The sequence below is a fragment of the Streptomyces hundungensis genome (assembly GCF_003627815.1).
Taxonomy (GTDB): domain Bacteria; phylum Actinomycetota; class Actinomycetes; order Streptomycetales; family Streptomycetaceae; genus Streptomyces; species Streptomyces hundungensis_A.
Genome location: NZ_CP032698.1, coordinates 4,916,389 through 4,942,207 on the forward strand (window position 1 = coordinate 4,916,389; position 25,819 = coordinate 4,942,207).

The 25,819-nt window shown below is 71.9% G+C and carries 18 protein-coding genes; 10 read left to right on the forward strand and 8 right to left on the reverse strand.

The window, feature by feature from the left end:
* Positions 1-183 precede the first annotated feature (183 nt).
* Positions 184-1,713: a CehA/McbA family metallohydrolase gene (locus DWB77_RS21920; RefSeq protein ID WP_120722868.1), complete on the reverse strand. Its 1,530-nt coding sequence runs from the start codon at positions 1,711-1,713 to the stop codon at positions 184-186.
* Positions 1,714-2,285: 572 nt separating this feature from the next.
* Between DWB77_RS21920 and DWB77_RS21925 the strand changes: the two genes are divergently transcribed.
* On the forward strand, positions 2,286-3,116 hold the full coding sequence (locus DWB77_RS21925) for a TIGR03619 family F420-dependent LLM class oxidoreductase (protein WP_120722869.1): 831 nt from the start codon (positions 2,286-2,288) through the stop codon (positions 3,114-3,116).
* An 87-nt stretch (positions 3,117-3,203) separates the two neighbouring features.
* Here DWB77_RS21925 and DWB77_RS21930 read toward each other — a convergent pair whose 3' ends face one another.
* Entirely contained in the window at positions 3,204-4,892 is a 1,689-nt protein-coding gene (locus tag DWB77_RS21930; protein ID WP_120722870.1) for a CocE/NonD family hydrolase, read from the reverse strand.
* A 194-nt stretch (positions 4,893-5,086) separates the two neighbouring features.
* On the opposite strand from DWB77_RS21930, the gene DWB77_RS21935 reads away from it, so the two are divergent.
* Complete coding sequence (locus DWB77_RS21935; protein WP_120722871.1) at positions 5,087-7,726, forward strand: bifunctional FO biosynthesis protein CofGH; 2,640 nt, start codon at positions 5,087-5,089, stop codon at positions 7,724-7,726.
* Here the strand turns inward: DWB77_RS21935 and DWB77_RS21940 are convergent.
* On the reverse strand, positions 7,723-8,250 hold the full coding sequence (locus tag DWB77_RS21940) for a cupin domain-containing protein (RefSeq protein ID WP_120722872.1): 528 nt from the start codon (positions 8,248-8,250) through the stop codon (positions 7,723-7,725). The genes DWB77_RS21935 and DWB77_RS21940 overlap by 4 nt on opposite strands.
* A gap of 130 nt (positions 8,251-8,380) precedes the next feature.
* Here DWB77_RS21940 and DWB77_RS21945 point away from each other — a divergent pair, with 130 nt between their 5' ends.
* From DWB77_RS21945 to DWB77_RS21970, 6 genes are all read left to right on the forward strand, one after another.
* Positions 8,381-8,992 (forward strand): TetR/AcrR family transcriptional regulator, encoded by a 612-nt coding sequence (locus DWB77_RS21945; RefSeq protein WP_246033602.1) that lies wholly within the window; start codon positions 8,381-8,383, stop codon positions 8,990-8,992.
* A 33-nt stretch (positions 8,993-9,025) separates the two neighbouring features.
* On the forward strand, positions 9,026-11,494 hold the full coding sequence (locus DWB77_RS21950; RefSeq protein ID WP_342777988.1) for a tetratricopeptide repeat protein: 2,469 nt from the start codon (positions 9,026-9,028) through the stop codon (positions 11,492-11,494).
* A gap of 299 nt (positions 11,495-11,793) precedes the next feature.
* Entirely contained in the window at positions 11,794-14,160 is a 2,367-nt protein-coding gene (locus DWB77_RS21955) for an N-6 DNA methylase (protein WP_120722875.1), read from the forward strand.
* A gap of 98 nt (positions 14,161-14,258) precedes the next feature.
* Positions 14,259-14,417: a hypothetical protein gene (locus DWB77_RS38970; RefSeq protein ID WP_162952282.1), complete on the forward strand. Its 159-nt coding sequence runs from the start codon at positions 14,259-14,261 to the stop codon at positions 14,415-14,417.
* A gap of 142 nt (positions 14,418-14,559) precedes the next feature.
* On the forward strand, positions 14,560-15,684 hold the full coding sequence (locus DWB77_RS21965; protein WP_120722877.1) for an ADP-ribosylglycohydrolase family protein: 1,125 nt from the start codon (positions 14,560-14,562) through the stop codon (positions 15,682-15,684).
* A gap of 82 nt (positions 15,685-15,766) precedes the next feature.
* On the forward strand, positions 15,767-16,237 hold the full coding sequence (locus DWB77_RS21970) for a hypothetical protein (protein WP_120722878.1): 471 nt from the start codon (positions 15,767-15,769) through the stop codon (positions 16,235-16,237).
* A 120-nt stretch (positions 16,238-16,357) separates the two neighbouring features.
* On the opposite strand, the gene DWB77_RS21975 is transcribed toward DWB77_RS21970, so the two are convergent.
* Together DWB77_RS21975 and DWB77_RS21980 are read right to left on the reverse strand one after the other, a co-directional pair.
* Positions 16,358-17,932, reverse strand: a complete 1,575-nt coding sequence (locus DWB77_RS21975; protein WP_120722879.1) for a sodium:solute symporter family protein — start codon at positions 17,930-17,932, stop codon at positions 16,358-16,360.
* Between the two features lie 398 nt (positions 17,933-18,330).
* Complete coding sequence (locus DWB77_RS21980) at positions 18,331-19,113, reverse strand: SDR family oxidoreductase (RefSeq protein ID WP_120722880.1); 783 nt, start codon at positions 19,111-19,113, stop codon at positions 18,331-18,333.
* Positions 19,114-19,194: 81 nt separating this feature from the next.
* Here DWB77_RS21980 and DWB77_RS21985 point away from each other — a divergent pair, with 81 nt between their 5' ends.
* Complete coding sequence (locus DWB77_RS21985; RefSeq protein WP_120722881.1) at positions 19,195-20,034, forward strand: hypothetical protein; 840 nt, start codon at positions 19,195-19,197, stop codon at positions 20,032-20,034.
* Positions 20,035-20,140: 106 nt separating this feature from the next.
* Here the strand turns inward: DWB77_RS21985 and DWB77_RS21990 are convergent, their stop codons facing one another.
* From DWB77_RS21990 to DWB77_RS22000, 3 genes are all read right to left on the reverse strand, one after another.
* Positions 20,141-20,344, reverse strand: a complete 204-nt coding sequence (locus DWB77_RS21990) for a DUF397 domain-containing protein (RefSeq protein WP_100574276.1) — start codon at positions 20,342-20,344, stop codon at positions 20,141-20,143.
* Positions 20,345-20,518: 174 nt separating this feature from the next.
* Positions 20,519-21,388, reverse strand: coding sequence for a helix-turn-helix domain-containing protein (locus tag DWB77_RS21995; RefSeq protein ID WP_120722882.1), 870 nt, complete (start codon positions 21,386-21,388; stop codon positions 20,519-20,521).
* 281 nt (positions 21,389-21,669) lie between these two features.
* Positions 21,670-22,419: a GOLPH3/VPS74 family protein gene (locus DWB77_RS22000; RefSeq protein WP_120722883.1), complete on the reverse strand. Its 750-nt coding sequence runs from the start codon at positions 22,417-22,419 to the stop codon at positions 21,670-21,672.
* Positions 22,420-22,615: 196 nt separating this feature from the next.
* On the opposite strand from DWB77_RS22000, the gene DWB77_RS39315 reads away from it, so the two are divergent.
* Positions 22,616-25,720 carry a serine hydrolase gene (locus tag DWB77_RS39315; RefSeq protein ID WP_281280018.1) on the forward strand — a complete coding sequence of 1,035 codons (3,105 nt, stop codon included), beginning with the start codon at positions 22,616-22,618 and terminating at the stop codon, positions 25,718-25,720.
* Positions 25,721-25,819 lie beyond the last annotated feature (99 nt).

The window sequence follows — 25,819 nt, forward strand, 5'->3', positions numbered from 1 at the left end:
CCGCGGGTGGCTGGTCGCGCAGTTCCTCGCGCCCCTGGTAGGTCTGCGTCGGGGGGTCGGAGGGATGGGCAGTGATGCGGTTCGGGGCAGGGCGGCCTCCTAGGGGCGCGGGGAACTGCGCGACCAGCCGTCCACGGTCCGCACGCGACCGAGGGTTTTCAGGGGCGTGGTCGGTTGGTTGGGTCAGGGGGTTAGGAATATGGGGTTTGTGAAGGCTGCCAGGGGGCCCGGCAGGCCCGGGGTGGTCGGGGCGTGGCGGACCTCGGCGCGGATGTACGTCGCGTACGCCGGCGTGGTCTCCCACGTCGCGGTCGCGGTGCCGGAGGCAGCGAGCGGGGTCGTGTACAGGGTGCCCTGGTCGGTGACGAAGGCGGCGGTGCAGCCGGGCGGCGCGCCGGTCATCTCCAGGCGGGCCGTGACCGACTCGTCGGGCGCCGCCCGCAGCCGCTCGCCGATGCCCGCGTGCTGCCCGTGGCCCCCGGAGACGGTGAAGGACAGCGAGAGCGCGGCCGACTCCGCCACATAGGAGTGGCCCGCTCTCAGCCCCGCCTGGATCGCCCGCTTCGTCAGATCGTCGGCCAGCACCGCCGTCTGTGGGCCGCCGACGCGGTCCGGGTCGCGGTGGGCGTCGCTGTTGCCCATCGCCGGAAGCCACGGACGGCCCGAACGGGCGGCTAGCGCAAGGGAGTTGTCCCATTCGGCGAGGGAGACCTCGTCGTCCGGGGTATACGTGCCGTTCCACACCTCCACCGCGTCCGCGTCACCGAAGCCGAACTTCCAGTTGCAGCCGACGCAGGTGGCGTGCGGGTGGGCGGGGACCACCAGGCCGCCCGCCGCGCGGACCTCGCGGGCGAAGTGGCCGAAACGGTTGTCCCGGGCCCGGTAGCGCCAGTCGATGAAATGGCCGGGCTCGGTGCCGAGCGCCAGCACATGGCCGTTGCGGGTGGTGATCTCCTCGCCCGTCATGATCAGCAGGTCGTCGCCCCACAGGCCCTCCCAGGCCCGGTGGCCGGAGGTGGTGTTGTGCTCGGAGGTGTTGATGAAGTCCAGGCCGGCCGCCCGCGCGAGCGCCGCGATCTCGGCCGGGGTGCGGCCGCCGTCGGAGTGCACGGAGTGCAGGTGGCAGTCGCCGCGGTACCAGGCCCGGCCGCGTCCCTTGGCCCGGGGCGGCGGGTAGACCGGGGTCGGCGTCGGGCCCGTCCCGCCGCCGTACTTCAGTGTGATCGTCACCGTGTACGGCAGGCCCTGCGGGGCGACCGTGTACGGGCCCAGCGCGATGTGCCAGGTCCCGGCGCGCACGGGGCCGCGCAGATAGCCCGGGGTCGCGTCGTCGGCGCGCAGGAAGAACGCGGTACGGGCGCCGCCCGACCAGCCCCGGAAGCCGGCCCCGCCGAGGGCCGTGCCGCGCTCGTCGAAGATGCCGATGTCGAGGGCGTTGTTCTGGGTGCCGGCCGGCACGCTCGCTTTCTCGTACGCGTACGAGACGGCCAACTCGCGTACGCCGTGCGGGACTTCGACGGGGAGGTAGACGAAGTCGGGGGAGCCGGGGGGTAGGGTGCCGCGCACCACCCGGGTCTCGTCGGGGCGCTGGGGGTCGCTGCCGGGTGCGGCGTTCGCGAAGCTTACGGTTGCCAAGGTGAGGGCGGTGGCGGCGCTCGTCGCGAGGAGGCCTCGCCTGCCGATGGGTCCGGGTCCGGGTCCGTGCTCGGTCATGAGCGGGCTCCCCATGGGTGGAGGGGTGGGCATTCTCGTTTGCCTGCTCACTCTCGTACCCGGGGGTGAACGGGGGGAGTCCCGTGGGTTGTTGGGCGGTGCGGGATCCGGCCGGGCCGCCACCGCGTCCTGGCCGACCCCGCCCCCCTCCCGCCCCTGCGGCCCGCGCCCGCGCAGTTCCCCGCGCCCCCCAACCCCCTGTCGTCTGCGGCCCGCGGTCGCTGCTCGCGCAGTTCCCCGCGCCCCTAACTGTTCGGCGCTGGCCCGCATCTCAGCCCGTCCGGCGTTTGAGGACGAGCGCCGTTCAGGCGCGATCGGGGTCTGGGGCGGAGCCCCAGGGAGCCCTGCTTTCGGGTGCGGGCCGTGCGTGGCTGGTCGCGCAGTTCCCCGCGCCCCTTAGCGGCACCGGTGCTGGCCCGCATCTCAGCCTGTCCGGCGTTTGAGGACGAGCGTGCTTTAGGCGCGAACCGGGTCTGGGGCGGAGCCCCAGGCGGGGCGGGGTGCGGCCTTGCGGTGGGGATGAGGTGGGGATAGGAAGTGATCCCACCCCGGACCGACCGGAAGGTATGCCGATGCGCATCGCCGTCACCGTCTTCCTGACCGACCAGACGATCACCCCCGTCCGACTCGCCCGGGAACTGGAGGCCCGCGGATTCGCCGGCCTCTATCTCCCCGAGCACACCCACATCCCGGTGGAGCGGACCACCCCCTACCCGGCGGGCGGCGAGCTCCCGGCGGAGTACGGCCGCACCCTCGACCCGTTCGTGGCGCTCGGCCAGGTCTCGGCGGTCACCGAGCACCTGCACCTCGGCACCGGCATCACCCTGGTCGCCCAGCGCGACCCCATCGACCTCGCCAAGCAGATCGCGACCCTGGACCACCTCAGCGGCGGCCGCTTCACGCTCGGGCTCGGGTTCGGCTGGAACAAGGAGGAGGCCGCCGACCACGGGGTGGAGTGGGGCACCCGGCGTGAACTGGTCCGCGACCGCGTGGCCCTGATGCGCGCCCTGTGGGCGGCCGAACCGACCGCGTACGAGGGCGAGTTCGGGTCGGTGCGGGCCTCCCACGCCCACCCCAAGCCGTACCGCGACGGCGCGCCCCGCATCCTCGTCGGCGGCGCCGCCGGGCCCAAGCTGTTCGCCCACATCGCCGAGTACGCGGACGGCTGGTTGCCCATCGGCGGGCGCGGCCTGAGTGAGTCGCTGCCGGTGCTGCGCCGGGTGTGGGAGGACGCCGGGCGCGCGGCGAGCGACCTCCGCGTCGTCCCGTACGCGGTCCTGCCGGCCCCCGGCAAGCTCGCCCACTACGCGGAGCTCGGCATCGAGGAGGTCGTCCTGCAACTGCCGTCGGCAGACGAGACGGGCGTGCTGAAGGTGCTGGACGAGTACGCCCCGTATCTGTAGGCGACACCGGGCGGGCGCACCCCGCGCCGGGGGAGCGGGGCATGAGAGAGGGGGCGGCCGTGGTGGCTGCCCCCGGGGGTGGGTGTCTCAGCTCAGGGGGAGTTCCAGGTACGAGGGCTCCTCGTCGGGCGAGGTGATGGTGAGGGTGCCCGGGTTGGTGTTGGCGTCACCGTAGAACGGGTCCACCGAGTCCAGGACCAGCATGAGGCGGTGCCCGGCCCGTACGTCGTACCCGGTGACCTGGAGCGCGATGTCGGCGCCGGCCGGGGTGTGCGGGGTGGCGCCCAGCACGGTGTACGGGGCGTGGGTGATGATGCGGGCGAAGCCGAGCGCGTCGACGTCGAAGAGGTACGCGACGAACGTGGCGTCCGGCTCGCTCGGCGCCAGGGTCACCCGCAGCCGGGGCACGCCGCGCAGCTGGTGGCGGGAGGGCAGCGGCGCGCTCGTCCACACCCCGGCCGCCGCCCGGTCGATGCGGCCCGTCCGGTACACCTTGGGGAGCCCGGCGAGTTCCGCGTAGCCGGTGAGCAGGATCTGGTCGGCGACGGTGGCCGGGGTGTCGGTGCCGGTGGTGAACGTGGTGTGCCAGCCGTTGGTGGGCTTGTCGAGCAGGCCTCCGTCCTTGCCGTCCTCGGGCGGCCCGGTGAGGTAGAAGCGCTCGGGGGTGCCGGTCGCCGCGTGCCAGGTCGGCCGGGACTCCAGGGCCCGGCCCCACATGACCTCGCTGACGACCTGGTCCCGGGCGCCGGACTCGGAGTCGAAGGCGGCGGCCCGGGCCTCGTCGCCGTCGGTCTCCAGCAGATGCTGGTCGAACCAGCTGTGGGCTTCCTCCCAGACGCGGTTGGGCAGCCCGAGGATGCCGGTCATCTCGGGGCCCGAGTGGTCGCCGATCGACCAGAGCAGCCGCTTGGGGCCGCTGAGCGCGTTGAACGTCTTCAGCGTCTGGTTGCCGGGGAACAGCGTCTCGTGCCAAGCCTGCGCGAAGAACACCGGTACCGCACGGGAGTTGAGCTTGTCGACGCGGTGGTAGGGCGAGCGCTCGGCCGCCCACACCAGCGTCTCCTCGACGTTCTCGTTGGCCAGGACGTCGTCGAAGGCCCGCTGCGTGCGCTCACTGAGACGGGCGGTCGAGGCGGCGTTCAGGAGCGTCTTCACGGCGGCCACATGGCGGGTGTTGTTCTCGTAGAAGGCCTCGCCCAGGTCGCCCCAGGTGCTGAGCGCGACCACGGCGTCGACCCGGCGCTCCTCGGCGGCGACCAGCTGGCTGATGCCGGAGCCGTAGGAGTCGCCGAGGAAGCCGATGCGGCCGACCGCCTCCGGACCGCCGGCCCGCGAGACGAGGTGGTCGAGCGCCGCGATGCCGTCGGCGATGTCCTTCTCGCCGGCCACCTCGACCTCGCCGCCGGACTCGCCGAAGCCCCGCGCGGTGTAGGCCAGTACGTGGTAGCCGCGCCGGGCGAAGCGCATGGCCTGGATGGTGTAGACGAGCCAGCCCTGCTTGGCCCACGGCGAGGGCATGACGATCAGCGGGTGCGGCCCGTCGCCGTTGTGCAGCCATAACGCGGCGTCGAGCTCCACGCCTTCGCCGGCCGGCACCCGCACCCCGTCCAGGAAGGTGGCCACCTGCCGTGTCTCGGCGACCTCGGCCGCCCGCGCGGGGCCGAGCGTCGAGGTGTCGCCGGTGCGCAGCGCCTGTACGACCCCTGCGAGCGCCCCTTCGTCCAGTTCCGGATAGAGGCTCGGCGCGGTGTTCGGTCGCGTTCCGTCTGAAGTCACGTGGTTCCACCCCTACTTCGTCGACGTGCGTGGATGTCGGCGCCCGGGCCCGGGGCGACTCCCAGTATCGAGTCGGACGCGCTGAGTAGTGAGCGGTTTACGGGGATCGGCCGGAAACGTTCCCCCGGGCGCGGCGGGAGGGGCGCGAGTGAGCCCGGCGCCCCGCGGCGTACCCCCGCTCGTATCCTCGAAGGATGACTTCCAGCGCGCAGCCCCCGCAGGCCGAAGGAGCGGGCCCCGTCCCGCAGCCCGGTGCCGCACCGACCGCCAACTCGATGCGGCGCGCGCTGAAACGCGCCAGGGACGGCGTGGCGCTCGACGTCGCCGAGGCGGCCGTCCTGCTCCAGGCCCGCGGCGACGACCTCGACGACCTGACCCGCTCCGCCGCCCGGGTCCGCGACGCGGGCCTGGAGGCCGCGGGCCGGCCGGGCGTCATCACGTACTCCAAGAGCGTCTTCATCCCGCTCACCCGGCTGTGCCGGGACAAGTGCCACTACTGCACCTTCGTCACCGTGCCCGGCAAGCTGCGCCGGGACAGCCACGGCATGTTCATGTCCCCCGACGAGGTGCTCGACGTCGCCCGCAGGGGAGCCGAACTCGGCTGCAAGGAAGCCCTGATCACCCTCGGCGACAAGCCCGAGGACCGCTGGCCCGAGGCCCGCGAGTGGCTGGACGCGCACGGCTACGACGACACGATCGCCTATGTACGCGCCATGGCGATCCGCATCCTGGAGGAGACGGGCCTGCTCCCGCACCTCAACCCCGGGGTGTTGTCGTGGACCGACTTCCAGCGCCTCAAGCCGGTCGCGCCCTCCATGGGGATGATGCTGGAGACGACCGCGACCCGGCTGTGGTCCGAGCCGGGCGGCCCCCACCACGGCTCCCCGGACAAGGAACCGGCCGTGCGGCTGAGGGTGTTGGAGGACGCGGGCCGCTCCTCGGTGCCGTTCACCAGCGGGCTGCTCATCGGCATCGGCGAGACGTACGAGGAGCGCGCCGACTCGCTGTTCGCGCTGCGCCGCGTCGCCCGCGCCTACCACGGCATTCAGGAGCTGATCATCCAGAACTTCCGCGCCAAGCCGGACACGGCGATGCGCGGCATGCCGGACGCCGAACTCGACGACCTGGTCGCCACGGTCGCCGTCGCCCGGCACATCATGGGCCCGGCCGCCTGTCTCCAGGCGCCGCCCAACCTGGTGGCGGGCGAGTACGGGCGGCTGATCGGCGCGGGCATCGACGACTGGGGCGGCGTCTCGCCGGTCACCATCGACCACGTCAACCCCGAGCGGCCCTGGCCGCGCATCGAGGAGCTGGTGCACAAGTCGGCGGCGGAAGGCTTCGCCTTGCGTGAACGGCTGTGTATTTACCCGGAGTTCGTGCGGCGGGGCGAGCCGTGGCTGGACCCCCGGCTGCTGCCGCACGTGCGCGCGCTCGCCGACCCGGAGACGGGCCTGGCCCATGAGGAGGCCGAGGTGCGCGGCCTGCCCTGGCAGGAGCCGGACGAGGGCTTCACCGCCACCGGCCGCACCGATCTGCACCGCACCATCGACACCGAGGGCCGCACCGGTGACCGCCGCGAGGACTTCGACTCCGTGTACGGCGACTGGGGTGCGCTGCGCGAGGCGGCGGCCCCGGGCATGGTGCCCTCCCGCCTCGACGCGGATGTGCGCCAGGCGCTCGCGGTGGCCGCCGACGACCCGACGAAGCTGACCGACGCCGAGGCGCTGGCCCTGCTGCACGCGGACGGCGAGGCGCTCGACGCGCTGTGCCGCATCGCGGACGACGTCCGCAGGTCGATGGTGGGCGACGACGTGACGTACATCGTCACGCGGAACATCAACTTCACCAACGTCTGCTACACGGGCTGTCGTTTCTGCGCCTTCGCGCAGCGCCGCACCGACGCGGACGCGTACACCCTCTCGCTCTCCCAGGTCGCCGACCGGGCCGAGCAGGCCTGGGAGGTGGGCGCGGTCGAGGTCTGCATGCAGGGCGGCATCCACCCCGATATGCCCGGCACCGCCTATTTCGACATCGCCCGCGCCGTCAAGGAGCGGGTGCCGGGGATGCATGTGCACGCCTTCTCCCCGATGGAGGTCGTCAACGGCGCCACCCGCACGGGCATGTCGATCCGGGAGTGGCTGACGGAGGCGAAGGCGGCGGGCCTGGACTCGATCCCGGGCACGGCGGCGGAGATCCTGGACGACGAGGTCCGCTGGATCCTCACCAAGGGCAAGCTGCCGACGGCCACCTGGATCGAGGTCGTGCGCACCGCCCACGAGCTGGGCATCCGCTCCTCGTCCACGATGATGTACGGGCACGTCGACCAGCCCCGTCACTGGCTCGGCCACTTCCGCACGCTGGCCCGCATCCAGCAGAACGCTCTCGCCAACAACGTGGCCGGCTTCACCGAGTTCGTGACGCTGCCCTTCATCCACACCAACGCCCCGGTGTATCTGGCGGGCATCGCCCGCCCCGGCCCCACCGCCCGCGACAACCGCGCGGTGACCGCGATGGCCCGCCTCCTGCTGCACCCCCACATCCCCAACATCCAGACGAGCTGGGTGAAGCTGGGGCAGGAGGGCGCGGCGGAGATGCTGCGTTCCGGCGCGAACGACCTGGGCGGCACCTTGATGGAGGAGACCATCTCCCGTATGGCGGGCTCCAGTTACGGCTCCTATCGCTCCATCAAGGACCTGGTGGCCATCGCGGAGGCGGCGGGCCGCCCGTCCCGTGCGCGCACCACCCTGTACGGGGAGGTGGCGGACGAGCGGATGGCGGCCGCCCACGCCTCGGACGGCCATCTGCCGGAGCTGCTGCCGGTGGTGGGGGACTAGCTCACCCTGGACCGGCCCGTGGTGGGTGGCTCGGGCCGGTCCAGCGCCATGGTGCCGGGTGTGTAGCGCATCCCGTACGGCTCCCCGAGGGCGTTGACCTCGGCCAGGTCCATCGCGCCGTCGGGGGTGCGCACGGCGGGGCCCGCCGCGAAGAGGTCCTCCAGGAAGCGGTCCCAGCCGCCGGGCGTGGAGATCTGCAAGGTGCGCACCGGGGGCCGGAAGGCGTTGCGCATGGCGTGCGGGACGCCGTGCGGGAGCAGGGCGCACATGCCGGCGGTCAGCCGGTGGGTGACGCCCTCGTAGTCGATCTCCATCTCGCCCTCCAGGACGTAGACGAACTCGTCCATCAGCTCGTGGACGTGGAGTGGGACGTCGACATCGAGCCGGTTCTCCAGGACGACGAGACGGCCCTCGCTGTCGGTGGTGGTGACCTTCACGCCGAAGCCCGGCGGCAGCGGGACGCGGGTGGGGCGGGTCTCGCCGGGTTCGAGCACGACGAAGCGGTCCTCGGGGGTCGTGGACATGGCGGTGCCTTCCTGTACGGCGGTCGGGCCGTCGCTGACGGTCCGGTGACGGACAGGGCCACCGTACGCCTTAAGCGGAGGAAAATCTCCAGTTAATCCGAGGTCCATCGGGCCGCCTAGCATGTGGCGCATGACAGGACTGCGCGCCGACGCCCGGCGGAACCGGGAGAAGATCCTGGCCGCGGCCCGGGAGCTGTTCCGCGAACAGGGCACCGCCGTCGCCCTCGACGACATCGCGCGCCGCGCGGAGGTCGGCATCGGCACGCTCTACCGGCGCTTCCCCGACCGGGACGCGCTCATCACCGACGTCGCCCTGGAGGGTTTCGAGACGGGCCTCGCGGCCGTCGAGGGCGCCCGTGCGGCCGGCGGCGGCACCGTGCGGGTCCTGGACGAGATGTTCCGGCGGGTCGTCGCCCAGCGCGACCGCCTGGTGATGCCGCTCATCGGGGGTCCCGTGGTGCGCGACCCCCGCGTGCAGGAGCTCCAGCGCGCCATCCTGGGCGCGTTGGAGGAGGTGCTCGCCGAGGGCCGGGCCGAGGGCGTCCTGCGGGCCGACGTCACGGCGTTCGACCTGGTGGGGGCCGCCGCCATGGCGTGCCGGCCGATGCCGCACCTGCCGCCCGGGGCGGCGGCCGCGCTCGCCGCGCGCCATCTCGCGGTCTACCTCCACGGCCTGCGGCCGCAAGGCGCCCTGGCGCTCCCCGCTATGGTCGAGGTCGGGGAGCATCTCGGGCTCGCATGACGGCGAACCCGACCGACGGGGAGTGGTGGGGGCGTGCAGCCTTCGATGCAGGAGCTCATCCGGCGTCGCAAGCGGGCCGGATTCGTGGGGCGGCGCGACGAACTCGCCGTCTACCGGCGCAACTTCGACATTCCCGTCGACGACGAGCGGCACCGGTTCGTGTTCCGGGTGTACGGCAACGCGGGCGTCGGAAAGACCTTTCTGGTACGGGAGTTGGAGCAGGCCGCCCTGGAGCGCGGGGCGCTGACCGCCTACACCGACGAGAGCGTGGACGGCGTTCCCGAGACGATGGCCGCTATCAGCGCGGGCTTCGCCCGCCAGGGCCGGACCCTCAAGGCGCTCGACAAGATCCTCGCCACCTACCGTCAGCGCCGCCACGAGGCCGAGGCGGGACTCGGAGCCGGGCCGGGGGCGGGCCCCTCGGCCGGGTCGGTGGTCGCGGCGCAGGCGGGGCTCGCCGGGATGAGCCTGGTGCCCGGCGTCGGCCCGCTCGTCGGGACCCTCGACCCGGTCCAACTCGCCCAGAGCGCCGAGCGGTTGAGGGCGACGCTCAGTGCCCGGCTCGGGCGTCCGGAGGACGTGCAGCTCGTCCTGGAGCCGCTGCGGGTGCTCACGCCCGTGTTCGTGGAGGAGCTGGGCCGGGTGGCCGCCCAGGTGCCGTGGCTGGCCGTCTTCTTCGACACGTACGAGCGCACGGGCGCGTTCCTCGACGACTGGCTGCGCGATCTGGTCACCACCGACCGCTACGGCGGGCTCCCCGCCAACACCGTCCTCACCCTGTCCGGCCAGGGCCGCCCCGACCCGCTGCGCTGGCCGGCCGCCGCGGACTACGCCGCCGACCTCCCTCTCGAACCCTTCACCGAGGACGAGGCCCGCCAACTCCTCGCCACTCAGGGCGTGTTGGAGGAGGACGTGGTGCGGGACGTCCTGCGGCTCTCCGGCCGGCTCCCCGTCCTGGTGAGCACCCTCGCGGGCAGCCGGCCCGCCACCCCGGACGCCATCGGCGACCCCAGCGCCACCGCCGTGGAGCGCTTCCTGAAGTGGGAGCCCGACCCGGTCCGCAGGTCCGCCGCGCTCGAAGGCGCCCTGCCCAGACGGCTCGACGAGGACGTCTTCCGCGCGGCCGTGACCGGGGACGCGGCAGGCCTCTTCGACTGGCTGCGCTCACTGCCGTTCGTACGGGACCAGGGCGGCCGGATCAAGTACCACGACGTCGTCCGCGCCCCCATGCACCGCCTCCAGCGCACCGCGTCACCCCAGCGCTGGCGGGCCGGCCACGAACGGCTCGCCGCCTGGTACGCCCGGGAGCGGGCCGCCGCCGAGGGCGCGGCGGGCCGGCGCTGGCGCGACGAGGCCTGGCGCGAGCCGCGCCTGGAGGAGCTCTACCACCGGCTGTGCGCCGACCCGGCGGGCGCCTTCGCCGAGGTGCTGCGCGACGGCATCGAGGCCTGCCGGCAGGGCACGGTCACCGCGCGGCGCTGGGCGCGGGTGATCGCCGAGGCCGGGGAGGACGGCAACCGGGAGGCGCTGCGCAAGTGGGGCGCCGTCTGCCTGAGCGCGCTAGAGGCCGAGCAGCGCCACTGCGTCGACGTCCTCGGGATGATGCTGGCCCGGCCCGAACTCACCGACGAGGACCGGGTCGCCGTGCACATCGCCCGCGCCTGGGGCCACTTCCGGTCCGACGCGTTCGACGAATCCCTCGCGGACTACCGGCGCGCACTCACCCTGGACGCCTCCAGCGCGGACGCCCACCACGGGCGGGCCGTGGTGCACCGGGCCGTCGGCGACCACGCGGCGGCCCTCGCCGACCTCGCCCGGCTCGAAGAGCTGGAGCCGGGCCAGGCGCGCGCACCCCGCGAACGCGGCGAGACCCTGCGGCGCGCGGGCCGCTACGAGGAGGCCGTCGCCGAGCTCGGCCGGGCCCTCGCGCTCGACCCCGGCGACGCCCTCACCCTGGGCAGCCGCGGCCAGGCACACGCTCAACTGGGCGATCCGGCAAGGGCGTTGGAGGACTTCGACCGGGCGCTGCTGATCGACCCCGACTACGGCTGGGCGCTGGTGCGCCGGGCCCATGTGCGGGGGCTGGTCCGCGACACGGTGGGCGCCCTGGCCGACCTCGACCGGGCCGAGGGGCTCTCGCCGTCCTGGGCGTGGGTGCTTGGCGAACGCGGCGACGTCTACCGGTTCGCGGGCCGCTACGAGGAGGCCGTCGCGGCATACGGCCGGGCCCTCGCCCTCGACCCCGGCTACGCCTGGGCCCTGGGCAGCCGCGCGGTGGCCCTGGCCGAACTGGGCCGCACCACCGAGGCCCTGTCCGACCTGGACCGAGCGATCACCCTGGTCCCCGGCTACGTCTGGGCCTACCAACAACGCGCCCGCCTGCACCGCCTGGCAGGCCGAGACCAGGAGGCCCAGGCCGACCTGACCCGAGCCACCGAAGCAGCCACGGCCCAGGGCATCCCCCGCGGCCCGGTCCCGCCGGAGGGGGTGGGGTCGGGGTGAGGGGGCGGGGTGATTCGACCGGGCCTGACCGAGGGCCCGACCCGAACAGATGGCGACATCTACCGGTACCCCCTTAACAACCAGTCCTCGTGCTTTGCGTGCCGTTGAGCGCCCAGGGCTGAGCGAAACGATGAAAATGGCTGGTAGAGGCGCCGTGCCCTCGTGAAAGCGCCCTGCAAGGGCGCTCGCGTCGCTCGCGGCACATAGTGCGCACCGTCGGTGCGCTCTTTGACCTAGACGTTCCCTCCTGCCTACCGTTCCCTCGTCGAAAGCAACCAGGGCGGTCTACGGGGGGTTTCATGGACGGTAGGGATTTCAGCGACGATCGGCTGCTGTCGAGGGCCGAACTCGCCGCGCTGGCCGGGGTGATGAGGCCGGCGGTCACCAACTGGCAGCGTCGTTACGAGGACTACCCCGAGCCGGTCAGGGCGGGGGAGTCGGAACTGTTCAGCCTGCGGGCGGTCCTCGGCTGGCTCGACTCGCGTCGGATCCCGTCCCGCGCGCGTGCGTCCGACGAGCCGCCCGGGTTCACCTACGCCGACCGTATGCGGCGGAACATCGACGCATCGGACCGCGTCCGTCGGAGCGCGGCCCTGCCGAACGGTGAGGCGTCCAGCGACGCTCTGCTGGGCGATGAGGAACAGCGGGCGCGTCAACTCGCCCGCCTGCTGGGGCCGATGGCGGATGTCGTGCGCGGCGGCGCCTCGATGACGGACTACGTTGCCCTGCTGCTCTCGCTGGTCTTCCTCCGCATGACCGGAGATCCGCGCTCGACGTCGCTCCCGCGTACCACGCGGGTTCGATCCAAGGCTGCCACGGCAGCGCTGTTGCAGGAGATCGGGGAGGCCGCCGACGAAGCCCTGCGTCTGCGTGGTGTGGCGCCGGGCATGCAGACAGCCATCGTCAAGTTGGAGCCCAGGGAATACGGGGACATCGTCGAGGTGATCCGCCTGACCGACGGGCTGGGGATCGAAGAGTTCCGGCAATTGGTGGACGAGTTCGGCACCCGAGCCGGGCTTCCCAGCGGAGAGTTCTTCACCCCGCGTCCCGTGGTGCGGCTGATGCGCGACGCTGCCATGGACGATGAGAGCACCGTGCACCAGGTCTACGACCCGTATGTGCGCGCGGGTGAAATGCTCGACGGAGTCGCTGAACGTCTCGGTGGCGTGGTGCCGTTGACGCTGCATGGTGAGAGCCCGCAGCGGGGCACGCTCATGCTCGCCGGAATGAATCTCTCGCTGCACACAGTTCCGGTCGAACTGGGGGCCGGCACCCCGGCTCCGTGGAACGAACGCGGTTGGCCGAAGGGGCACGAGGCCGACCTGATTCTCACCAACCCGCCCTTCAACGCCCGGGGCGCCGTGTCGAGGCCCCGAGAGGGTATCGACTGGCCGTATGGAGCGCCTCCCCCCGGCAGCCCTGCGCTCGCGTGGCTCCAGCACGTTCTGGTCTCACTCAAGGACGAGGGCCGGGCGGCCGTGGTCATGCCGGTCAGCGCGGGCGCCTCCACGGATGTCCGGGAACGGGAGATCCGGGGCCGGCTGGTGGAGGACGGGGTCGTCGAGTGCATTGTCGCGCTGCCGCCACAACTCTTCTCAGGGGCTCAGGTATCCGTCTCCCTCTGGTTCCTGCGCCGTTCCACGTCAGTGTGTGAGGAGATCCTCTTCGTGGACGCCAGGGACCTGGGGGACAAGGCGGCTCGCGGACCCCGGGTGCTCTCCGACGAGCACGTCGAGGCCGTCACGGACACCGTCCAGACGTGGCGCCGGAGTACCGGGTTCCGTCTGGGTCGGCAGGGCGCGGGCCACCTGGCGGTCGCTGCTCCGCTGGACGCGGTACGGGCTGCCGGCTACTCGCTCAGCCCCGCCGACTACGTCGACAGATGGATGTCCACGGCGTCGCCGGCCGATGCGGCGACCGAGGCATCGACCACACGCCGGACGCTTGACGCGGCGCGCCACCGAACGAAGGCGGTGGACGAGGTGGCCGACGCGCTCTCGTACGGGCCGTTGCCCTCGTCCGTCCCTCTCTCCTACGACGGGTTGCCTCGAAACTGGTGTCGGGTTCCCCTGGGGGAGCTGGTCGACATCACGGCGGGACCCTCCTACTCACGACTGTCGGCCGACGTCCGCTCCCCGACCGGAGATCTGTGCGTGGTGATGCCCAAGCACCTGCGTGAGGGACGGATCGACGACCGTGCCATGGAGAAAGTGGCCGCGGATGTCGCTCGCGCACTGACGAAGTTCCGTCTCAGCCCCGGGGACATCCTCTGCGTGCGTTCCGGCGCGCAGACGTCTCCTGCCCTGGTCGAGGAGGCGCAGGACGGCTGGCTGTTCAGTACCAACCTGCTGCGGCTGCGCACCCGGGAGACGGCGGGGGAACCCCTGGTCCTCCCCCGATACCTGCACGCCTACCTCTGTCTGCCGGAGACGGTGCACTGGCTCAAGGAGTACGCCCGCGGCACCGCCGTCCCCTCCCTCAGCGCGGCCACCCTGGCCCTTCTGCCCGTACCGCTGCCGCCCGTCGCCCACCAGCGGCGCGTCAGCGCGACGCTGGGTGCCCTGGACGCACAGATCGCGGCGCACCGCTCACTCGTCGGGGCGGCGACGCGTCATCGCAGCACGCTCGCCGCACATTTGTTGACCGGTGTCCTGGTCCCGGAATGACGCTTACCGCCCACCTTTCAGTCCCTTCACAAAGGAAGACTCCTGTGAGTGCTCCGTCGTCCCAACCGCGATCTGGAACGCGGTATCTGTGGCTACTCGTGGCAGTGCTGTTCTCGCTCGTGGTGGCTCTCGTCGCCGGAATCCTGAAGGCCGGTACCGGAGTGGGTTTCGCCGACGCGGTGCTGTACGGCGGCACCGCCTTCGCCACGTCCATGGGACTCTGCCTGCTCGTCCTGTCCGCGGTCGGTCAACTCTGAGCGGGCTGAGATGTCTCGCGGGCTGAGGTGTCTCGCGGTGAGCCGTGCTGGGACCCGACCCGCTCCCCCTGCCCCCACTCGTCCACGATCGGTCACTTTGCCCTCTTAAACGGGCGCACCCGTTCAGGTACCGTGCTGCCGCATGAGCGCAGCAGCCGGAGCCACCGCACCCGTCTGGGGTCGGGCCGAACAGCAGGACTTCCGTAGCCGGGTGCGGGGTTGTCTGCTGGGTGGGGCGATCGGGGACGCGCTCGGGGCGGGGGTCGCGGGGCTCACGCTCGCGCAGATGCGCGAGCGGCACGGCACGGACGCACTGGGCGATCTCGTGCCCGCGTACGGCAGGCCGGGCGCCGTCAGCGCGGCCACCCAGCTCACCCTGTTCACCGTCGACGGGCTGATACGCGCCCAGGTGCGCCGCGACACCGGCGCCTGGCATCCGCCCACCGATGTGCACCGGGCCCATCTGCGCTGGGCCGCCACCCAGCGCGACTGGGGGCCCGACGAGCGCCGCGAGGACAACGGCTGGCTGGCCCGCGAGGAGTGGCTCTACGCCCGGCGCGACCCCGCCAAGGCCTGCCTTGTGGGGCTCGGCGACACCGTCATGGGCACCCTGGAACACCCCAAGAACCCGGGCGCCGACGACCCGGCCGCCCTCACCCGCTCCGCGCCGTTCGGGCTCCTGGTCGGCTGGGAGCCGCAGTTGGTGCTCCAGCTCGCCGTGGAGTGCGCGACGCAGACCCACGGCGACCCGGCGGCCTATCTGTCGGCGGGCGCCCTCGCCGTCATCGTGCACGGGCTCGCCCGGGGCGAGTCCATGGACGGCGCCGTCCAGCGGGCGATGGCGCAGCTCGCGGTGCGCCCCGGACACCAGCCGGTCACCGAGGCGCTCAAGCACGCGCTGGGCGCCGTACGCCAGGGGATGCCCAGCCCCGCCCTGGTCGCCACGCTCGGCACCGGTCACAGCGCGCCTCAGGCGCTCGCGATCGGCGTGTACTGCGCGCTGGTCGGCGAGGACATCCGGCACGGCCTGCTGCTCTCGGTCAACCACGACGGCCCCTCCGACGCCACCGGAACCGTGTGCGGCAGCCTGCTGGGTGCCATGCACGGCGAGACCGCGCTGCCGCCGGCCTGGCTCGCCCAGCTCGAAGGCCGCCCCACGCTGCTCGAACTCGCCGACGACTTCGCGATGGAGATGACCCAGGGCCCCGCGCTGCACGGACCCAGCGTCAACACGGCGGGCTGGCTGCTGCGCTATCCGAGGGGCTGAAACCACCCGTGCGGGCGAAGGATCGCCGCAAAAGCCGCGTGTCCCTCGCGCGCACGCGCGCGTCTTCGCCAGGGTCGTCGTCATGACCCCGCCTCCCACCGCCCGCACCACGCACGCCCGCCGCGCCCCCTCGGCCCGCTGGTTCACGGCCCCGCTGGTCGCCCTCGCGCTGCTCGGCACCGGCGCGGGCCCCTCCGCCGCAGCCCCCGCCGACGACGCCGAACACTTCCAGTACGTCCAGAGCGAGAGCGAGCCCGCCTTCACCGATCCCTCGGCCCGTGCGGACGAACTCCCGCCCTACGACGCCCGGGACGCCCAACAGGCCGTCGACGAGATGGTGATGGACGAGGAGGAGGACGCCGAGGGCCAGCACTGCCCGCCCACCGACGACGAGAACCGGCACGAGAACCGGAACGAGAACCGGCAGGGCCGCTACGAGCGCTGGGGCCCGCACCGCGACGCCGCCTACCCGGCCGACGGCATCGACGGCGGCGGCGACGGCCAGGACACCGCCCCAGTGCGCGACCTGGACGAGCCGGAGAGCCTCGGCTGACCTCCGACCCCCCGTCGGCGCAACCGACCCCGTACCCGCCCCACGCGAGTGCGACCCCCGGTCCCGCACCCACCCCCGAGCGCCCCCCGGTCCGCCCCTCGGACCCGTATCCGCCGGAGCTCAGTCCGCCGTCACCACCGTGGTCTCCCCGGCTCCCGCCTGGGCCGGCAGCGGCGCGGTCGCGGGCGCCGAACCCGGGCCGTCGTCATCGGAGTTGATCCGCGCGAGCAGCGCGTCCCGTTCCGGGGTGTCCTCCGGCTTGAGCAGGCCGATCACGACGTAGAGGACGAGCGAGATCGCCAGCGGTACCGACACCTGCCAGTGCAGGGCGACACCCGTCTTCTGCGAGCCGTCCAGGTCGTAGTTGACGAAGAAGAACGCGAGCAGCCCGGCCGCCCAGCTGGTGAGCGCCGCCGTCGGGCCCGACCTGCGGAACGTCTTGAGCATGCCCAGCATGAACGGGATCGCGATCGGGCCCATGAGCCCGGCCACCCACTTGATCACCACGGTGATGATGTCCTTGAACGCGGGCGAGTTGACCTGCGTGGCGACCGTCATCGACAGGCCGAGGAAGACCAGCGTCGACAGGCGTGCGGCGACGAGTCCCGCGCGCGAGGTCCAGGCGCGGGCCGACTTCGACAGGACCGGCATGATGTCGCGGGTGAAGACGGCCGAGATGGCGTTGGCGTCCGAGGAACACATGGCCATGGTGTGCGAGAAGAAGCCGACGACGACCAGGCCGAGCATGCCGTGCGGCAGCAGTGTCTCGGTCATCAGGGCGTAACTGTCCGACCCGTCCGGCTTCTTGGCGTGGACGAGCAGCGGCGCGCACCACATCGGGAAGAACAGCACGGTCGGCCAGACGGCCCACAGGATCGCCGAGAGCCAGGCCGAACGGGTCGCCGAGCGCGCCGAGTCGGTGGCCATGTAGCGCTGGGCCTGGTTCCACATGCCGCCGTTGTACTCGAAGGTCTTGATGAACAGGAACGCCATCAGGAAGGTCACCGTGTACGGGCCGGCGGTGGCGTCCGCGTGGCCGCTGGGCAGCTTGTCCCAGACCGTCCACAGGGTGGAGAAGCCGTCCAGTTTGCCCATGACGGCGATCAGCATCGCGAGCCCGGCGAACAACTGGATGATGAACTGGCCGAGTTCGGTCAGGGCGTCCGCCCACAGCCCGCCGACCGTGCAGTAGACGGCGGTGATGCAGCCCGTGATGAAGATGCCCTGGGTGAGGGTGATGCCGGTGAACACGGACAACAGGGTGGCGATGGCGGCCCACTTGGCGCCCACGTCGACGATCTTCAGCAGCAGCCCGGACCAGGCGAGGGCCTGTTGGGTGGAGACGTTGTAGCGGTTCTTGAGGTATTCCAGCGGGGAGGCGACGAGCAGCTTGGAGCGCAGCCGGTTGAGCCGGGGCGCGAAGAGCTTCGCCCCGATGCCGATGCCGACCGCGATGGGAAAGGACCAGGTCACGAAGGACGTGACGCCGTACTTGTAGGCGATGCCCGCATAGCCGGTGAACATCACCGCGCTGTAGCCGGACATGTGGTGCGAGATGCCGGACAGCCACCACGGCATCTTGCCGCCGGCGGTGAAGAAGTCGGAGACATCGTCGACCCGCTTGTGGGACCAGATGCCGATCGCGACCATCACGCCGAAGTAGCCGATGAGCACGGCCCAGTCGAGACTGTTCATGTGCCCCCTCCCAGGGGTCCGCCTTGTGAACGTCACTGAGGCAACGTCGATGAACTCGGATGCCCTTCGTCAGTACGTCCGGTTCAGCGGCGCCCCGTGCGGGAGCGGGGACTTGGGGGATTGAACCCCTTGTCGGAGGGGGTGGTCAAGGCATGGAGCGGTCATGGATATGAACGAGGATCACAAAGTCGAACGATTTTGCTTCGCCTTTGCCTCGTGGGGTGTTGTCGCGCACGTGACGCGAGCCACACGATGAGCGGGCACTTCGTCAGGCTCCGCCCACCACAGCGCCCCTCGGGTGCGCACCGAAGCAGAACGGCCGCACGGGATGCGGGTCCCGTGCGGCCGGGAGGGACAGGCTCAACCGCCCCTGAATCAGCGCCTGTTGGCGGCGCGCCTCACCGCATCAGCTCACCGGCGTTCACCAGGAGCGACTGGCCGGTGATCGCGCGGGCCCGGTCCGAGGCCAGGAAGACCACGGCGTCCGCCACGTCGCCGTCCGTGGCCAGCTCCGGCAGGGCCATCCGTTCGGTGAGCCGGCCGAGCACCTCCTCCTCGGGTACGCCCTCGGTGTGCGCGGTGAACTGGACGTACGCCTGCACCGGCGGCCCCCACATCCAGCCCGGCAGCACCGTGTTGACCCGGATCCGGTCCGGGCCGAGCTCGCGCGCCAGCGAGTACATCGCCGAGGTCAGCGCACCCTTGGACGCCGCGTACGCCGCCTGCCACACCTGTGACGGCGCCGCCACCGCCGACTGCGTACCGATGACGACGACCGAGCCGCCATGCGCCTTGAGCGCGGGCAGACAGGCCCGCGTCATCCGCAGCGTGCCAAGGAGGTTGACGTCGATGACCTGCTGCCAGGTGGCGAAGTCCGCGTCCTGGAGCCCGCCGAAGTAGCTGTCCCAGGCCGCGACGTGGACCACGGCGTCGATGCCCCCGAACCGCTCCACGGCGAGCGCCGCCAGCGCCTCGCAGCGGGTCTCGTCGGTGATGTCGGTCGACAGGTGAGCGGTGTGGGCGCCGTCCGGGTCGATGGCGGCCGCGCTCTTCGCGAGGGCGGCCTCGGTGCGTGCGCCGAGCACCGCGTTGCCCCCGTCGCGCACGACGGCCGCCGCGACCTGGTGCCCGAGCCCGGCCCCCACCCCGGAGACGATGACGGTCTTCCCACTCAGCAACATCCGGTCGCCTCCCGGCTCTGGCACATCTTCTGACGGGGCGTCAGAGTAAGTCCGTCCGGTGGTGGAGGGAAGGGATGCGGCATGACGGAGGACACACGGCCCGAGACGTACGCGGAGCTGGCGTCGGTGGGCCCCTACGGGGTGCGCCCGGGCCATGCGCTGATCACCATGGTGGAGCCGCACCCGGGCCATGAGTACGCGTACAACCGCTGGTACGAGGACGACCACTACTACGCCGGCGCGATGGCGATGCCCTGGATGTACGCGGGGCGCCGCTGGGTGGCCACCCGCGAACTCCAGGACCTGCGCTACCCGGAGAAGTCCGCGATCGCCCAGCCGGTCGGCGCGGGCTGCTACCTCTCGACGTACTGGATCACCGACGGCCGCTACGACGAGCACATGAAGTGGACCGTCGGCATCAACAGGAGGCTGGGCCGAGACGGCCGCGTCCATCAGGAACGCACCCATGTCTTCACCGCGTTCCAGGACCACGAGGCGACCGTCTACCGGGACGGCGCCGCGGGCCCGCGCGACTATCACGCGCTCGACCACCCGTACGCGGGACTCGTCCTGGAGGTCGTCGACGCCGAAACCCCGGACGGCCGAGCCGAGTTGCTGGAGTGGCTGCGCTCGCGCCATCTGCCCGAGCGGCTGGCCGGTGGGCCCGCCGCGATGGTGACGGTCTTCGCGCCGACACCGCTGCCGGGCGACCGCATGACGTATGTGAAACAGGTCGAGGGCGTCGGCACCCGGCTCACGCTCCTGTGGTTCCTGGAACGCGACCCGAGGGAGGTCTGGGCGGACCACTTCACCGGACTCGACGCGATGGTGCGTGAAACCGGCCTGGGGCGGGTCGAGTTGGTCGCCCCGTTCATCCCGACCGTGCCCGGCACCGACCGCTACGTGGACGAACTCCGGTAACGGACCGGGCGACGCGGACATGGCCGAGCCCCCTCGGCCGGGACGGCGGACCAGTCGAGAGGGCTCTTGTCGGTAACGCGGGTATCACGAGGGCTGCTTGCGGTGGTCAGCTGAGGGAATCCCGGGTCACCTCGGCCACGAACGCGTTCCACGCGCCGGGGGCGAAGGAGATCGAGGGGCCGGCGGTGACTTTCGAGTCCCGCACGGCGATGGCGTGCGTCTCGGGCGACTTGACTTCGACACATGCGCCGTTTCCGGTGGAGTACGAGGACTTGGTCCAGGTGTCCGTGGCGCCCTGAAGAATGGCCATGTTCGTTTCCGTTCCTGCCAGTTGGTCGTTCTCGGCCAACGTTCTTCGTTGGCGTGATCGACGCTACTCGCAGGTTCCCGGGTGCGCGGGTGCCATTCACTCGACCGGATGGCATATTCCGGCCGGGTCTTCCGTCGAAGGAGGCGCGGGGTGTACGGTGCCGCGCCTCAGCGATCAGCCGACGGTTCCACGGGCGTAGTCCTTCGCGATCGCGGTAATGAATTCCCGGGTCTGGTCCACATTCAGCGCCTGCGCCCGCAAATGCTCGTACATCACGCTGTATTTCTGGACATCATTCGCCTTTTCCAGATACAGATCGCTGGTGACGCCCTCGATGTAGACGACGCTGGAGTCCGAGGCGTCCGGGAATTCCAAAATCGCGTACTGGCCGTTGATTCCCGGATGCGCGCCCATGCTGAACGGCAGTACCTGCACGGTGACATGGGGGAGCTGGGACTGGGTGATGAGGAACTCCAGCTGGTCGATCATCAGCTGCTTGTCGCCGACCCTGCGACGCAGCGCCGCCTCGTCGATGACCACCCACAGGCGCAGCGGGTTCTCCAGCGCCCGGACCCGCTCCTGCCGTCGCAGCCGGACGTTCACCCGTTTCTCGACGTCGGTCGGGGCGGTCTCCGGGAGCGCCCCCGCGATGAGGGCCTCCGCGTACTGCGGGGTCTGGAGCAGCCCGGGAACGACCTGGGGATCGTAGACGCGCAGGCTGGCCGCGTCCGTCTCCAGACCGATGTAGACGCTGTACGGGATGTCGCCGAAGGCGTGCCACCAGCCCTGCTGGCGGGAGTCCTTGGCCATCTGCATCAGCGAATCGACGATGCGGTGGTCCTCGACCTCGTACACCCCGCACAGGTCGCGTACATCGCGCTGGCTGATGGAACGGCGGCCGTTCTCCAGGCGGCTGATCTTCGACTGGGACACCAGCAGGCGCTCGGCGACCTCTTCGGCCGTCATGCCCTTCAGCTCGCGGAGTCTGCGCAGCTCCTGGCCCAGTCGGCGCCGCCTTACGGTGGGATTGACATTGGACGCCACGGGTAACGCACCTCCGGCTCACGGCTCTTCTGTTCGTCTGCTCAGCAGACTGCCACCAACATCCGGGCGCGCGCTGGAAAACGGCCACACACAGCGACAACGCGGACGCGCGGGGCTGTCGTGACAGCCCCGCGCGTCCTGGGTGCGGCTCCCGGACCGGGTCATGGGGACGTCGGTGCGGCGTGCGGTGCGTTGCGGTGTGATGCGTTGCGGTGTGGTGCGGTGTCGCGGCCGTGCGTTGGGTGATGCCGGGCGAATCGCTTCTGCCAGGCGTGAACCCGTCAGTGGTGTACGACGGCCCTGGCCAGCGCCCCGTGATGGGACTGCATCGGAACGCCGGCCGCCGCGGCATGGCGGCTTCCGTTGTCCGAGGCGGTACTGCCCTGGCCGTTGCGGCGCGGCTGAGCGGCCACACCGTTCTGGACGTCCATCACGGCGTGCGCGACGAGACCGCCCATGGGGTCGTGCCTGATCAGGTCCCTGAGACGGGAGCGCGATGACCGCCCCTCGTTCCCCGGGTACAGGTGCTTGCCGAGCCCGACTGCGTGGGCCAGCGCGGCAAGCGCCGCGGTCCGCGGGTCCGGCGGTACGCCGGTGCGGATCGCACTGTCCAGCCGGGCCCTGATGTCCCGGCTGATCGCTGTCTCCGTCGCTTGGTAGCGAGTCGTCGGCAGCACCCCGCACATCTGGCCCGCCACGGCATGAACCATGCCGCACCGCTCCAGGTGCGCGAGGTAAATCTGGCGGAGCCCGAGGCGGGGCCCGCCGATCCAGTGGACGGCCCGTACCGGGCTGCCGCGCCTGCGCAGCAGTTCCAGTGCGGAGTCCAGTGTCGGATCTCCTGTCGGCCGTGCCATCACCACGGCGATACGATCCCCGTCTGGGGCTATCCGTCCTGCCAGAGCCAGCTCCACTAGCTGGGCTCCGGCGAGGCCGAGGTCGAGCGACTGCGGCTGCGCTGTGGTACCCGTGGCCGGGTCCAGAGCGAGCAGCAACAGCTCTTCCGGAATAGTTCTGCGGCTCCTGCCCATCCATGCCTCCCCGCGTGGATGAATGACAGGGTGACCCCTCTCACATTCATCTGTCGAGAGCGCCTGGGTGGTTCGTACGGGAACCGACAGGTATGTCGTTCTCGTCTAGCCAGGGGGTCCTACCCGGCACACGGGACACTGGTACACGGTTCGGACAGTTTCGGATGACGCCGCCTGGCGTCTGGAGGAGGCATCGGTGGCGGGCGAGTCCCCCGACAAGTCGGAGCAGCAGCAGTCGTCGGGGGAGACGACTAGGAGCGAACGCGACCCGCGCCTCGCGGTCTCCCGCGCCCCGTCCCCCTCCCGTGAGGAACCCTCCCGTGAGGGTGAGGACGGTCGACGGGCGGCGAATGGTTCCGGCGAGGGTTCGGGTTCGGGTTCCGGGTCCGGGTCCGGGTCCGGGTCCGCCGGTACGGATCGCTCGGCGGCGGGTTCGGGTGCCGGGGTGACGGGTGGCTCGGCGGGTTCCGTGGACCAGGCGACCGCGGTGTTCCGCGTGCCCCGCTCGGAGGACGGCGACTCCCGGCTCCGCGCGGCGGTCGCGGCGTGGGTCGACCAGGAGGACGCCCCTGAGGGCGACGGGGGCGCCCCCACGAAGGCTGCCGAGCGCGGCAACGCGTCGGGTGCGAAGCCGGCCTCGGACGGGCCGGATGCGGGCGCGGTGGACGCGGAGTCCGCTTCCGCGGAGGCGGACCTGAAGCCGACCGGTTCCGACAGCGCCGAGTCGCCCGTTGCCCCCAACTCCCCGTCCGCATATGCAAATTCGGGGCCCTCGAGCGCGAAGGCGGTGACCGCTGACGCGGGGTCGGACGCGGTGGAGAAGCGAACGGCCACCCCCTCGAAGTCGTCCGGTGACGCGACCCCGGCAGACGCGAAGCCCACCCGGGCCGACGCGAATGCCGTCGCGGCAGGTGCCGGGGCGTCGACCCGGGCCGACGCGAACGCCACCTCGGCACGCGCCGGGGAGTCGACCCCGGCAGGGGCCGAGCCGACCTCGGCAGGTGCCGGGGAGCCGACCCGGGCTGACGCGAAGCTCTCCTCGGCGGACGCCGGGGAAGCGACCCCGGCAGGCGCCGAGCCCACCTCGGCAGGTGCCGCCAAGCCGACCCGGGCTGACGCTGAGCCGACCTCGGCAGGTGCCGCCAAGCCGACCCGGGCTGACGCTGAGCCGACCTCGGCAGGTGCCGCCAAGCCGACCCGGGCTGACGCTGAGCTCTCCTCGGCGGACGCCGGGAAGTCGACCCCGGCCGACGCCAAGCCGACCTCGGCAGCCGCCGTGGAGCCGACCCGGGCCGACGCGAACGTCACTGTGGCCGACGCCCAGCCCTCCCTGGCAGACGCCGGGAAGGCGAACCCGGCAGGCGCCAAGCCCATCCCGGCAGCCGCCGCGCAGCCGACCCGCGCAGCCGCCAAGCCCGCCTCGGCAGCCGACGCCAAGCCGACCCCCGCCGACGCCAACCCCACCCCCGCCGACCAGGCCGCGTCCTCGCCTTCCCGAACTCCGGACCGGGGCCGGGGGGTCGACCAGCCCACCGCCGTGTTCAAGGCGGTCAAGCCCCCGACCACCGACGAGACCCGGGCCGCCAAGGCGCCCGCCGAGGGGCCGTCGGCCGTCACTCCGCTCCCGACCTCCGACGAGACCCGGGCCGCCGCGTCGCCCGCCGCCGAGGGGCCATCGGCCGTCACTCCGCCCCCGCCCGCCGCGAAGGCGCCCGCCGAGGGGCAGCCGGCCGTCACTCCGCCCCCGCCCGCCGCCAAGGCGCCCGCGCCCGTCGATCAGCCGACCGCGATGCTCAAGCTGCCCGCGCCGCAGCGGGAGTCCGCCGGGGAGCGGGCCAGTCAGTTCGTGCCGTTGCGGTCCGACGACGCCGGTGCGCGGGGCGCCGCCCGCCCCGACACTTCCGTCAGACGGCCCGAGGGGCCCAAGGTGACCCCGCCGCCGGCCGCCCCGGTCGGCGGCCCCACGCCGCCCGTTCCCGAGCGCGCCGAGCGGACCCGGCAGCAGCCGCTGCCGCCGAAGCCGCCGCTCGATCTGCTCGCCGAGCTGACGAACACCCCGCCCCCGGCGCAGACCGCGGTCCGCTCCACCGTGCGGCGCTTCAAGATCTGGACCCCGCTGGTCCTGCTGCTCGTGGTCGTGTTTGCGGTCGTACAGCTGATGCGTCCGCTTCCCGACCCGAAGCTCGCCCTCACCTCGTCGGCGACGTACACCTTCGACGGCAGCGGACTCGATCTGCCGTGGCCCGCCGAGGGCCAGTCGGCGGTCTCCGTGGACGGCGTGGGCAGCCTCGGTACGCACGGCGAGCAGAAGCCCGCGCCGCTGGCGAGCGTGGCCAAGACGATGACGGCGTACGTGATCCTCAAGGGCCACCCGATCACCGGGAAGCAGGAGGGCGAGAAGATCACGGTCGACCAGCAGGCCGAGGACGACGCGAAGAAGCCCGACGAGTCGACGGCGCCGATCCGCAAGGACCAGCAGTTCACCGAGAAGCAGATGCTCGAACTGCTGATGATCCCGTCCGGCAACAACGCGGCCCGCCTGCTGGCCCGTTGGGACGCCGGCTCCGAGGACGCGTTCATCGCGAAGATGAACGACGCCGCCAAGTCGCTCGGCATGACCAGCACCACGTACACCGACCCGAGCGGTCTGAAGGAGACCACGGTCTCCACGCCGACCGACCAGCTCAAGCTGGCGCAGGCCGTCATGCAGAATGACGTGTTCCGCGGGATCGTCAACACGCCCCAGATCAAGATCCCGGGCATCGACACGATGATCTACAACAACAACACGATCCTGCTCAAGCCGGGTGTGAGCGGCATCAAGACCGGCTCCTCGACCCCGGCCGGCGGCAATCTGCTGTGGGCGGCCGACACGGTCGTCGACGGCAAGAACCAGCGGATCTACGGCATCGTCATGGGCCAGCGCACCGGCACCACGCTCGACAACAAGCTGAAGTCCGCGATCAACAACAGCTACACGCTGATCCAGGCCGTGCAGAAGGCCGTCACCTCGGCGACGGTCGTCAAGAAGGGTGATGTCGTCGGGTACGTCGACGACGGGCTCGGCGGCAGGACGCCGGTCGTCGCCGCCAAGGACCTCAAGGCGGTCGGCTGGCCGGGTCTGAAGGTCGACGTCACGCTGGGCGCGGGCGCCAAGCCCGTCCCGCACTCCGCGAAGGCGGGCGAGGTGGTGGGCGAGCTGTCCATCGGCTCCGGCAACGGCAGGCTGACCGCGCCGGTCGAGCTGAAGAAGGCGCTCGCCGAACCGGGCACGGGCGACAAGCTCACCCGACTGGGCTGACGCCCCCCGAGAGCATCGAGGGCGCCCCGACCTGCGGGGCGCCCCCCGTGCTAGCTTCGGGCAACTGGGGACGCGGGGACGGCGTCCTCTTTCTTCGGG

Excerpts from the sequence above, each read along its gene's own strand:
- DWB77_RS21920 (WP_120722868.1), bottom strand. The coding sequence starts at position 1,713 with ATGACCGAGCACGGACCCGGACCCGGACCCATCGGCAGGCGAGGCCTC.
- DWB77_RS21925 (WP_120722869.1), top strand. The coding sequence starts at position 2,286 with ATGCGCATCGCCGTCACCGTCTTCCTGACCGACCAGACGATCACCCCC.
- DWB77_RS21935 (WP_120722871.1), top strand. The coding sequence starts at position 5,087 with ATGACTTCCAGCGCGCAGCCCCCGCAGGCCGAAGGAGCGGGCCCCGTC.
- DWB77_RS21940 (WP_120722872.1), bottom strand. The coding sequence starts at position 8,250 with ATGTCCACGACCCCCGAGGACCGCTTCGTCGTGCTCGAACCCGGCGAG.
- DWB77_RS21945 (WP_246033602.1), top strand. The coding sequence starts at position 8,381 with ATGACAGGACTGCGCGCCGACGCCCGGCGGAACCGGGAGAAGATCCTG.
- DWB77_RS21955 (WP_120722875.1), top strand. The coding sequence starts at position 11,794 with ATGGACGGTAGGGATTTCAGCGACGATCGGCTGCTGTCGAGGGCCGAA.
- DWB77_RS21965 (WP_120722877.1), top strand. The coding sequence starts at position 14,560 with ATGAGCGCAGCAGCCGGAGCCACCGCACCCGTCTGGGGTCGGGCCGAA.
- DWB77_RS21970 (WP_120722878.1), top strand. The coding sequence starts at position 15,767 with ATGACCCCGCCTCCCACCGCCCGCACCACGCACGCCCGCCGCGCCCCC.
- DWB77_RS21975 (WP_120722879.1), bottom strand. The coding sequence starts at position 17,932 with ATGAACAGTCTCGACTGGGCCGTGCTCATCGGCTACTTCGGCGTGATG.
- DWB77_RS21980 (WP_120722880.1), bottom strand. The coding sequence starts at position 19,113 with ATGTTGCTGAGTGGGAAGACCGTCATCGTCTCCGGGGTGGGGGCCGGG.
- DWB77_RS21985 (WP_120722881.1), top strand. The coding sequence starts at position 19,195 with ATGACGGAGGACACACGGCCCGAGACGTACGCGGAGCTGGCGTCGGTG.
- DWB77_RS21990 (WP_100574276.1), bottom strand. The coding sequence starts at position 20,344 with ATGGCCATTCTTCAGGGCGCCACGGACACCTGGACCAAGTCCTCGTAC.
- DWB77_RS22000 (WP_120722883.1), bottom strand. The coding sequence starts at position 22,419 with ATGGGCAGGAGCCGCAGAACTATTCCGGAAGAGCTGTTGCTGCTCGCT.